This window comes from Deltaproteobacteria bacterium, from assembly GCA_029860075.1.
GTDB lineage: Bacteria > Desulfobacterota > JADFVX01 > JADFVX01 > JADFVX01 > JAOUBX01.
This window is the reverse complement of record JAOUBX010000055.1, coordinates 20,040-30,425: the sequence shown is the minus strand read 5'-3', so window position 1 is coordinate 30,425 and position 10,386 is coordinate 20,040. Positions and strand designations below refer to the sequence as shown.

12 protein-coding genes and 1 pseudogene are annotated in these 10,386 nt (G+C 45.5%); 8 read left to right on the top strand and 5 right to left on the bottom strand.

The genetic code is table 11. From position 1 onward, the window contains the following. From OEV42_15135 to OEV42_15110, 6 genes are all read left to right on the top strand, one after another. Positions 1–234 (top strand): hypothetical protein (locus tag OEV42_15135; GenBank protein ID MDH3975610.1); only part of this gene is annotated, 234 nt, incomplete at its 5' end. Positions 235–382: 148 nt separating this feature from the next. Beyond that, entirely contained in the window at positions 383–625 is a 243-nt protein-coding gene (locus OEV42_15130; protein ID MDH3975609.1) for an AbrB/MazE/SpoVT family DNA-binding domain-containing protein, read from the top strand. Then, positions 598–1,026, top strand: a complete 429-nt coding sequence (locus OEV42_15125; protein ID MDH3975608.1) for a putative toxin-antitoxin system toxin component, PIN family — start codon at positions 598–600, stop codon at positions 1,024–1,026. Before OEV42_15130 ends, OEV42_15125 begins: the two co-directional genes overlap by 28 nt. 16 nt (positions 1,027–1,042) lie before the next feature. Continuing rightward, positions 1,043–1,351, top strand: a complete 309-nt coding sequence (locus OEV42_15120; protein MDH3975607.1) for a HigA family addiction module antitoxin — start codon at positions 1,043–1,045, stop codon at positions 1,349–1,351. Positions 1,352–1,539: 188 nt separating this feature from the next. Continuing rightward, the gene (locus OEV42_15115) at positions 1,540–1,758 is read left to right on the top strand and encodes a ribbon-helix-helix domain-containing protein (GenBank protein MDH3975606.1); all 219 of its coding nucleotides are present in this window, start codon (positions 1,540–1,542) and stop codon (positions 1,756–1,758) included. Further along, positions 1,755–2,159 (top strand): putative toxin-antitoxin system toxin component, PIN family, encoded by a 405-nt coding sequence (locus OEV42_15110; GenBank protein ID MDH3975605.1) that lies wholly within the window; start codon positions 1,755–1,757, stop codon positions 2,157–2,159. The genes OEV42_15115 and OEV42_15110 overlap by 4 nt, the downstream gene beginning before the upstream one ends. A 90-nt stretch (positions 2,160–2,249) precedes the next feature. Here the strand turns inward: OEV42_15110 and OEV42_15105 are convergent, their stop codons facing one another. Then, positions 2,250–5,207 (bottom strand): proline dehydrogenase family protein, encoded by a 2,958-nt coding sequence (locus OEV42_15105; GenBank protein MDH3975604.1) that lies wholly within the window; start codon positions 5,205–5,207, stop codon positions 2,250–2,252. Positions 5,208–5,501: 294 nt separating this feature from the next. Between OEV42_15105 and OEV42_15100 the strand changes: the two genes are divergently transcribed. Together OEV42_15100 and OEV42_15095 are read left to right on the top strand one after the other, a co-directional pair. Then, the gene (locus OEV42_15100) at positions 5,502–5,888 is read left to right on the top strand and encodes a response regulator (GenBank protein ID MDH3975603.1); all 387 of its coding nucleotides are present in this window, start codon (positions 5,502–5,504) and stop codon (positions 5,886–5,888) included. 9 nt (positions 5,889–5,897) lie between these two features. Next, on the top strand, positions 5,898–6,557 hold the full coding sequence (locus OEV42_15095) for a glutathione S-transferase family protein (GenBank protein MDH3975602.1): 660 nt from the start codon (positions 5,898–5,900) through the stop codon (positions 6,555–6,557). Between the two features lie 24 nt (positions 6,558–6,581). Here the strand turns inward: OEV42_15095 and OEV42_15090 are convergent, their stop codons facing one another. From OEV42_15090 to selD, 4 genes and pseudogenes are all read right to left on the bottom strand, one after another. Then, complete coding sequence (locus OEV42_15090) at positions 6,582–7,214, bottom strand: hypothetical protein (protein MDH3975601.1); 633 nt, start codon at positions 7,212–7,214, stop codon at positions 6,582–6,584. 135 nt (positions 7,215–7,349) lie between these two features. Continuing rightward, complete coding sequence (locus OEV42_15085; GenBank protein MDH3975600.1) at positions 7,350–8,432, bottom strand: sugar phosphate nucleotidyltransferase; 1,083 nt, start codon at positions 8,430–8,432, stop codon at positions 7,350–7,352. 16 nt (positions 8,433–8,448) lie between these two features. After that, entirely contained in the window at positions 8,449–9,189 is a 741-nt protein-coding gene (locus OEV42_15080) for a ChbG/HpnK family deacetylase (GenBank protein ID MDH3975599.1), read from the bottom strand. Then, a pseudogene (gene selD, locus OEV42_15075) lies at positions 9,186–10,178 on the bottom strand (selenide, water dikinase SelD). The gene OEV42_15080 and the pseudogene selD overlap by 4 nt, the downstream one beginning before the upstream one ends. Positions 10,179–10,386: the final 208 nt, after the last annotated feature.

The window sequence follows — 10,386 nt, the reverse complement described above, 5'->3', positions numbered from 1 at the left end:
TACTATTCTTTTCTTAACAATTATCCAGGAAGCACACGAAGTATCACTAAGAAAAGAATAGTAAGAACGGGTTCCAGGGGGCAAGGATTCGAGGGGATAGGATTTCAGGGCTCAAGGAAATACTTTAAAATCATAAGATATCAGTATAAACCTGTATCAAAATCCTACTCTTCCGGTGCAAATCCACGCCTTAAGGTATTTTCTGAAATAGCTCGTGGAAAGAGGACGTGCTGAAGATAATCCTCCCCCCGCTTTTGATCCAAGTCCTGACATTTTGAAGCCACTGATTATAAATATTTGTCTACTATCATATAAAGGCACGGATAAAGTATTGCCTTAAAACAGGAAGTAAGATATCCTTACTATAAGGAGGCAAGGAAATATGTTAGCAAAAAAGACATCTAAAAACCAGGTGACGCTCCCAAAAGAGATCGTCAGGAAATTTCCCAACATCGATTATTTCGATGTATTAGTTGAGGAGGGGAAGGTCATTATGATACCGGTAAAGGTGGTACCTGCAACCTCTTCACTGGAAAGCATCAGGGAAAAGATGAGGAAGCTAGGCGTCAGAGAAGATGATGTGAGCGATGCTGTTTCATGGGCAAGAAAAAAGAAGAACCGCTAAGAGTTGTATTCGATACAAATGTACTCGTACCTGCACTCCTCTTCGGGGGCAGGCTTTCGTGGATCATCGAATCCTGGAAGGGCGGAAGCTTGATGCCATGCCTTACAAAGGAAACATATGAAGAACTGAGAGACGTTCTTTATTACCCTAAATTCAAGTTAACTGAAAAAGAGATAGGACGGGTCATAAAAGAGGATATTCTTCCTTTCTTTGAAGTTATTGAGGCAGCAGAAAGCGTAAACGGCCTATGTCGGGATGCTGATGACGACAAGTTTATATCTTGCGCTATCGCTGCCGGGGCTGCCTTTCTCGTTACAGGAGACAGCGCTCTTCTCGATGTGGAAAAATATAAACCTGTCCGTATAATCAGGGCGACAGAATTATTTGAAATACTCGCTTAAATGAGGAAAGTATACGATGAAAAATCATAAAATACATTCTATTCATCCCGGTAAAATTCTTTTTGAAGAGTTTCTTCAACCAATGGAAATCTCCCAGTACCGCCTGGCAAAAGATACTAGTGTACCACCTCGCAGGATAAATGAAATTGTTCATGGGAAAAGAGCCATTAGTGCTGATACAGCCTTAAGGCTAGGCAGGTTCTTCAAAATGACGCCACAATTCTGGATGAACCTTCAAAGCCGTTATGACCTTGAAAAAGCCGAGGATAATCTTGCAGGAAGGCTTGACAGCGAGGTCCATGTTTTCGAGGAAGATGTGGCATAGAAGGAAAGGAAGTACCTTCAAGCAATATTATCCACAAAACATACCCCATATCACTAAGAAAAGAATAATGAGAAAGGGTTCCAGAAAACAAGGTTTCAGTTTTCTGGGAAAAGGTTTTAATAAACTATTAAAACCTTTTTGACAGCAACCTTGTTGTGTGTTAGATTGTAATACAGGAGATTTTAAAAATGAGAGAAACCATAACAATCAGCCTGCCTGAATCTTTTAAGAAAAAGCTTGACGGTATTGTGAAAGAGGAACACCTTAACCGAAGCGATGTTGTACGTGAAGCGCTGCGTCAGTACTTCTCTGTCCGGGAATTCAATAAACTCCGTGGAGTTATGACCGCCGAGGCAGAAAAGCGGGGCATTTTCACAGATGAGGACGTTTTCAAAATCGTATCGTGAGAGTTTTCCTTGATACCAATGTCCTCATCGCTGCTTTTGTTTCACATGGTGCCTGTAAAGAACTTTTCGAACACTGTATTACTACACACAACATTTTTATTTCCCCCTTTATCCTTAAGGAATTTGAAGAAAAACTTACCCAGAAACTGAAATTTCCACCGGAAGTAGTTAGAGACGCCGTTGGGTACCTAAAATCGACCCTGCAGCTTGTTAGCGCCGGACCGCTGGAAGTATCTTTATGCCGGGATCCCGATGATGATGCTGTACTTGCCGGGGCCGGGGCTGTAAAGGCAGACTGTATAATAACGGGCGATGAGGATCTCCTCGTGTTGGAGTCCTACATAGGAATAGCCATAGTTAAACCGAAAGACTTTTGGCAGTTTGAGAGAGAAGGGAAGTAGCGATAGGGCTCAAGGGAAGAAAGGTGCCAGAGGCCTGGAAAATACTTTTAAAAATCATAAAATATCAGTGCAAATTCCTGTCAAAACACCCTATTCCTCCGGTGCAAACCCCCTTCTTAGCGTATTCTCCGATATAACCCGCGGAAAAAGAAAGTGCCGGAGGTAATCCTCTCCTCCGGCCTTCGATCCGAGGCCCGACATCTTGAATCCCCCGAAAGGCTGCCTCGACACGAGGGCACCTGTAATCTTCCTGTTAATGTAGAAATTGCCTACGAGAAATTCCTTCCTGGCCTTTTCTATATTTGCCGGACTTCTCGAATAAATACCTCCCGTGAGAGCATAAGGCGTATCGTTGGCAATTTTAATAGCTTCGTCAATAGTGGAAGCTGATATAACGGCCAGTATGGGGCCGAATATCTCTTCAGTGGCTATTCGGGCATCAGCTTTGACATCACGGAAGATGACAGGGCCTGCATAGAAGCCGTCTGTGGGAACATGCTCCGACCTATAGTGAAGGGTAGCCTCCTTTTTTCCGATTTCAACGTATTCCCTGACTTTCAGCATGGCTGCTTCATCGATCATAGGCCCCATAATATTGGCGGGATTATCGGGAGGACCGATGGTGATACTTCTTACGGCTTCCGTCAGTCTGGCGATGAAGTCCTCAACAATGGCGCCTACAACAATGACGCGGGAACAGGCGGAGCACTTTTGCCCCTGGAATCCTGTAAAAGAGGCGACCACTCCCTTTATGGCTTCATCGAGATCGGCACTTTTATCGATGATTATAGCGTTTTTTCCGCCCATCTCGGCAATGACCTTTTTCACATTTTTTTCTCCCTTTACAGGTTTGCCTGCCCGCTCGACAAGAGCCAGGCCTACTTCCATGGAACCTGTAAAAGCGATAATATCTACATCAGGATGATCAGCAAGGGCAGCGCCCGTTGCACTGCCGGGGCCGGGCAGAAATTGAATAACACCGTCAGGAAGGCCGGCAGACTGGAAGGCCTGAATGAGGTAATAAGCCGTTACCGGCGACAGGCTTGATGGTTTGACAATGGCGCAATTGCCCGTTACGATGGCTGCTGCCGTCATACCGCAAACAATGGCAAGGGGAAAATTCCAGGGAGAAATGATGGCCGCCACCCCTCTGGGAATATAGTGCTGGTGGTTCCGTTCTCCGGGATAATTGCCGAGCTTCTCTATCTCTGAGAGTTCTATCATCTCCTGAGCGTAGAAATTAAGAAAATCGATAGCCTCGGAAAGATCGGCATCGGCCTCTCTCCAGCTTTTACCGACCTCAAAAACCTGAAGCGCCGCTATTTCATAACGCTTCTCCGTCATCCACCGGGCCGCTTTTTCAAGACAGGCAGCCCTTTTTTGCGGCAATTCATTTCTCCAGGAAAGAAAAGCCCTTCCAGCGCATTGAATGGCCTCAAGGGTATCCTTTCCTGTTGCCCATGCAACCCTCCCCACTATCTCTTCGGGATTGGCCGGGTTTACAGAGATTATCTCCTTGTCAGTGGTGATTTTTTTCCCGCCCATAATGAGTGGTATCTGCTTTTCACCACCAAGCCCGGCTCTTACCTTTTTCAGGGTGGAGCCGAAAAGTTTTCGCATTTCGCTCTTTGAAAAGTCCGTATTGGGAATATTACTGAATCCTTCCGCCTTTACCCTTTTCTCCTCCTCCTTACCTTCCGTTCCCGATGACTGGGCTCTGCTGATAAGATCGGCGGCGTCTATTTTATCGGCAAAGGAGAGTTTTAAGAACGATTCATTGGACGTATTTTCAAGAAGACGTCTCACGAGATAGGCCATGCCGGGAAGAAATTCGCCAACAGGAAGATATTCTCTTACCCGGTAGCCGCGCGAAGCAACAGCCTTTTTTATGGGCTCAGCCATACCAAAGAGAGCCTGAAACTCGACGCCCTTTTTGGGCAGGCCCAGCGATTCGGCAATGGCCATGGCATGGGCCATACTTCTAATATTGTGGCTTGCAATGGCAGGCCTTACCACATCGCTGTTTTCAAGGAGAAGCAAGGTCAGTTTTTCAAAATTGGCATCCGTTTCAGTCTTGGAAGTATAAACCGGTATGGGCCAGCCCGCCTGGGAATTAATGACCTTCTCGTAATCCCAGTAGGCCCCTTTGACAAGCCTTACATTGATTATGCGCTCCTTTTTCCTGGCCCATTCGATGAGTGAGGCAAGGTCTTTTTCCGAGTCTTTCAGGTAGGTCTGGATGGCAATACCGGCATTATTATAGTCAGGAAACCGGGTTAGCAGGGCCTTAAAAACTTCAATGGTCAGGTCTTTGAGTTGGTAATGCTCCATATCGAGGGTGAGGGAAAGGTTTCTTTCCGAAGCCTCTTCAAAAACAAGACCCAACGTCTTTGTAACTTCCGTAATGGAATCAAGGTTTGCAATGGGATCAAGGCGGGAATAGAAAGAAGAAATTTTGAGTGAAAGGTCGACCTTGGGCAGGCTTCCCATATGATTGTTATCGAGGAGTTCACTGTCAGGCCATTTTTCTGCCTCCTTTGCCACTGACTTAATGATTTCAATATATCGCTCCGTATAAAGATAAGCTTCCTGGTCACTAAGCACGGCTTCACCAAGGAGATCAACGGTAGCAGTTCTTCCCTCTTTTCGGAGAGAAGTGATCTTTTTCATGGCTTCCTGTGGTGTATGGGCTGCAATAAACTGCCTGGCCAGCACTTGTACATTACTCTTTACAAGCTTGCCTGCCAAAGATGCCGTCATTCCTTTTTTGGGCACCAGTTTTTTTAAGGCAGGAGACAGGAACATTTTATCATCAAGGAAATATTCATGAATAAGGGGAAGCAGGTCCCGGTCTTCCTTTATGGCAGGGATAGTATCGACAAACCTGAAGAGCTGAACCTTAAATTGCTCATCCTTCATGGCCCAGTCCATAATTTTGCCCTTCCAGCGGGTACTGTCGAAAAAACCGGGCACTTCCCCTTTTATGGAATCATATATTTCCAGGCCCAGTTCAACGGTTCTCTCTTCCAATGTTTTTACTTGTGCCATCTCTTTTATCTTCTCCTTCCACTCAGGCTTTCAGGGCATATATATGATCATATAATATGATGCTCTCCATGTCACTAAAGGGCTGAAAAAATGTCCCCTTTCGTACCCTGACTTTACCCCATCTATGGTTTGCATGGCTCTGTTAAATGGTTTTCTGCATCTGCTATAATAAAGTACTCTTAAGAAAAAGCGCCTCTTTGATTTAATTATTTCAAATTTTTTGATAAACTTCAGATGAAACCGGTGATGGGCGTTTTCATCTAAACCATTGAACCAGAAAAGGCAGGTACCATAATGTCCAAGTTGAAAATCCTGATCGTAGAAGATGACAAAAGCCTTTCCAATCTTTATGATGTTGCCCTTCCCGGCGATCTCTTTGAAAAGAAATTCATGGATAACGGTACAGAGGCCATGGGGGCCTATCTCTCATGGAAACCCGACATGATCATTCTCGATATACTCCTTCCCGGAATGTGCGGTTATACTATCCTTGAAGAGATAAGGGGCAAGTGGAATGATGAGAAAACGACGATTATCGTGTCATCCTGCCTCGATGAAAAATCGAGTGTAAGCGACTGCAAGGATCTGGGCATACAGGGCTACATTGTCAAACCTTTTGACCACAAAACCCTGGCTGACAAGATCATCCGCCTGCATAAGACCGGCAAAAAAAAGGATTAAGGCAGTTCAGTGACTAAACCCGAGTTGATTAGTTTTAAAATTTGCCCTTATGTTCAGCGCTCCGTCATTACCCTCCTTCATAAGGGTATCGATTTTGATATTACCTACATCGACCTGGCAAACAAACCGGACTGGTTTTTAAAAATCTCGCCCTTTGGAAAAGTCCCGCTTTTAAGGGTAAACAATGAGGTACTTTTTGAATCAGCCGTTATTAACGAATACCTTGACGAAATTTCTCCCCCTTCACTGCATCCGGCAGACCCGCTTCTCAAGGCAAAAAACAGGGCATCCATAGAATTTGCCTCGGCCCTTACCATGACTCAGTTTCAAATGTATACCACCCCCGGCAGGGAAGATTATAAAAAGTGCCGCCAGGGGCTTTTAGACAAGCTTGCACTTTTGGAAAAAGCCCTGGAAAAGGGGCCCTATTTTAACGGCGAAGATTTCGCCCTCGTCGATACGGCCTACGCCCCTCTTTTCATGCGACTTTTTATTGCAGAGAAGAAAAGAGAAACGGGCCTTTTCGACAGGTGCCCCCGTGTTTATGATTACGGAGAAGCCCTTTTAAAACTCTCATCCGTTAAAGACTCTGTTGTCCCCCAATTTGAAGAACTCTTTTCTTCTTTTATGAAGAAGAAAGGAGGATATGCTCTTTCTTTCCGGGATTAGTATTTCAACTTGCCGAGAGTCAGTTTATAAAGAACCTAGATGCTTCTTAAGCTCCCTGATACGTCGGGGAACGGTAACGCTGTGACTTTCCAGCGCTTCAAGCTCCTTCGCAAAAAGACCGGCCCCTTTCTGCTCTGTCTGGCCTAGCAATTTACCGAAAATATTATTAATCTCACTCCGTTCAAAGGCTTCAGTAATGAGAAAGGCATCTTCAAGAGAGAGGGAATCTATCCTTTTTTCACAGTCCCTTATGGCTTTAAGAATTTCTTTTATATGGGTATCACGTGCAGAGGGGCTAAAGCGGGTATGGGGATTGAGTTTAACGCAATAGAGGCAGAGAAGCATTAAGCGGCCATGCTCCTCCTCCTCTTTACGGAGGTCATCAAAAAAGGCAGATACAGCACGATTATTCCTGAAGTGACGGGCCAGATGTTTATAGAGTCTGGCCATACGAAACTCGATATGTGCAGCCAGCTTGTAGCTTTCACCCAGTGGTCCGGGCATTTTTACTCCCCGCCGCTCATAAGACGCTATGGCCCGTTCAAGAAGTGTTTTGTTTCCCCTAAAGAGCATTCCCAGGAAAACGCCTACCCCGAAAAACCTGATAATGGTACGGGGATTTTCAATGCAGTATTGACGCCCGACCAGTTCACTCATCCTCTTTCCCCTCTCTTTCAGTTAAAGGTTAAACAGGCATGCTGAGTAAATAAGTGTTTCTATTAAATTAATATATTCATCCTTCCCTTGCAAAGATTTTTTAAATTGATAAACCTTGACAGGGGAAGAAACTCTTTATTTCAGTTCTTCAGGAAGGCTGTCTACAAGTTTCTTTACCTCTTCAGCCCTGCCCTTTTCAACAATAAGCGTTTTAGACCCCGTTCTTACTACAATCAGATTTTCAACGCCTACCAGGGCAACCGTCTCTCCTTCTTCTTCACAAAATACGAGGTTTTCACCTGCATCATAGCTTTTTACATTGCCGCGATAATGATTATTTTCATTATCTTTTTGAAGAAATTCTTCCAGGGCTATCCAGCCCCCCACGTCACTCCAGAAAAAAGCGGCGCCCACAGTACGAACATCACCTGCCTTTTCCATAACGGCAAAATCAATGGATATCTTTTTTAGAGGCTCGAAGGCGACTTCAAGGGCTTTTTGCCACTCCTTCGTGCCATCCTTGTCAAGGGCCGGTGCTATGTGCTCAAGGTGCCCGGGCAGGCAGCGGTTAAATTCTTCAAGAATGGACTCCGTTCTCCAGACAAACATGCCGCTGTTCCAGAAAAAGCGCCCTGATTTAATATATTTTCTGGCGCTGTCAAGGTCCGGTTTTTCCTTGAATTGCTTAATCCGGTAATGCCTGACGCCATCTTCTTCCATCAGTTCCTCACTAGTTTCAAGGTAGCCGTAACCTGTCGCCGGATAAGCGGGTTCTATTCCGATCGTATAGAGGGATTTGCTCTTGCTTGCCGCATTAACAGCAGAGAGCATGGTCTTTTGAAAAAGTTCGACAGGCTCGATAATATGATCTGCCGTCAGAATGGCCATGACACCATTTCCGAATCGTTTTTTACAAATGAGAGTTGCCAGAGCAACGGCCGCTGCCGTATCACGCCGCATGGGTTCGCCGATAATGTTCTCATTCGGTATTTGAGGAAGCTGTTCCTTCACAAGTGGAACAAAGGCAAGGTTAGTCAGGACCAGCACTTTTTCCGGAGGCGCCAAATGGGCTACCCTGTCAAAGCTGCTTTGCAGCAAAGATCGCTTCCCAAAAAGCATGAGAAACTGTTTTGGCCTTTTTTCCGTGCTAAGCGGCCAGAAACGGGTTCCGGCCCCACCGGCCATGATTACCACTGAAAGATCTTCTCTGTATGACATATCACTTCCTTTCACCTCAAGTTATTGCAGCTATGTCCCTGAAAGAGACAAGCTCCACGTTATTTTGATCAAGCAGGGCTTTCCACCGGTCAGAGAGGAGGAAGTCAAGTTCTCTTTGACGCCACGCTTCACCTTTCCCCGGATGTGTCATAAGCTCCGTAATCCCCTCAGGCATTTCTTTCGCAAGAGATGCCTCCGAAAAGGAAAGAAAATTATCAGCCCTTAGTATATTTTTTTTATGAAGCGCCTTTATTGCCCTCCTGTAAAAATCCTCATCCCATATAATGGAAGGGTATTTGACAAGATCGTAGTCCCTTGCAATTCGCATGGTCTTAAGACTGCTCCCTTCCATCGCTTTTAAAACAATATTAAAAACTTCCGGCAAGGCATGAAGATGATGGTGTGAATCGATATGAGAAAGCTCAAGGCCGCTCATTTCAAAAAGCTCCATTTGAAGAAGAATTTCCTTTTCAATATTTTTGAGGACCGTCGGGTCCTGGAGAACTTGCCTGAGATAGTTTTTTTCAAACCTTTCATGCCCTTTTTTGTTTCCCGGAAAAACGCCATCAATATCTATATGAAGGCCCACGGAAAAAGAGCGGTTGCTTAGTGCATAATCGACAGCCTCCCGGGCGCCTTCCCTTTTGATCATAAGCGTAGCATTCGTTATAGCCCCGGCTTCCCGGGCCATTATAATTCCTTTGTTAACACCGGAATTGATACCAAAATCATCGGCATTAACGATGAGGTATTTCACGCGCCCATACTCCCTGTCACCTTGATACGGCCCGCCGGAGCATCCATTATCCTGCCGATGACACGGTGGAAAACCTTGTTAGCGGAAAGAAGCTTTCTCATACTTTCAATTTTCTCTTCAGGAACACAGATGAGCAATCCTCCCGAGGTCTGGGCATCACAAAGGATTTTCTTCGTCTCCTCTGTTACCTCTTTCCCCCAGTCAACATGAGCGTTGACAAACTCAAGGTTTGCCTTGCTCCCTCCGGGGTAGGCACTTGCTTTCAGGCAGGCCATCGTCCCTTTAATAAGCGGTGCCTCACCGGCATTGATGACAGCGCCGACGTTGCTTGCCGAGACCATTTCATAAAGATGCCCCAAAAGGCCAAATCCTGTAATGTCTGTAGCAGCCTTAATATTTTCCTGAACCATGATTTTAGATGCATCCCTGTTTAGAGTAGTCATCCACCTTATGGCCTCTGACAGGGTCTCTTCAGGAGCCTGACCCATTTTAATAGCCGTCGTAATAATCCCTATGCCAAGCGGCTTTGTTAAAACAAGGCAGTCTCCTGGCCGGGCGGAGTTATTTCTGATAATCCGGTCAGGCAAAACACTCCCCGTTACAGACATGCCGTATTTGGGTTCGGCATCATCAATGGAATGTCCTCCCAGTATGGATACGCCTGCTTCACCCGCCCCATGGGCGCCCCCCTTCAGAATTTGCGCCAAAACCGTTTCAGACAGTTTTTTTGAAGGGAAAGCAACAAGGTTTAAGGCAAAGAGAGGCTCACCACCCATGGCGTAAATATCACTAAGTGCGTTGACTGCCGCAATACGGCCAAAAGTGTAGGGATCATCGACGATAGGTGTAAAAAAGTCGACACTCTGTACAATGGCCAGATCGTCCGTCACTTGATAAACGGCTGCATCATCGGCACTATCGAGACCTACAAGTACTTTTGAATCAGTCACTTTCGGCATATGGCGCAGGACCTGCGCCAGATCGCTCGCATGGAGCTTGCAGGCTCAACCGGCTCCATGACTGAACTGTGTAAGTCTCGTCTTATCAGTCAATGATAATCTCCTTTTTATTTTATTCTCTGAAAAGCGGGGAGAGACAAGTTATACTGCCTGATATTTAGAAGTCAGCTTTAAACCTTATTTTCAGTATGCTAGGATAGTAACAGAGAATATATAGGTGGTCAATAACTTCAAAAAG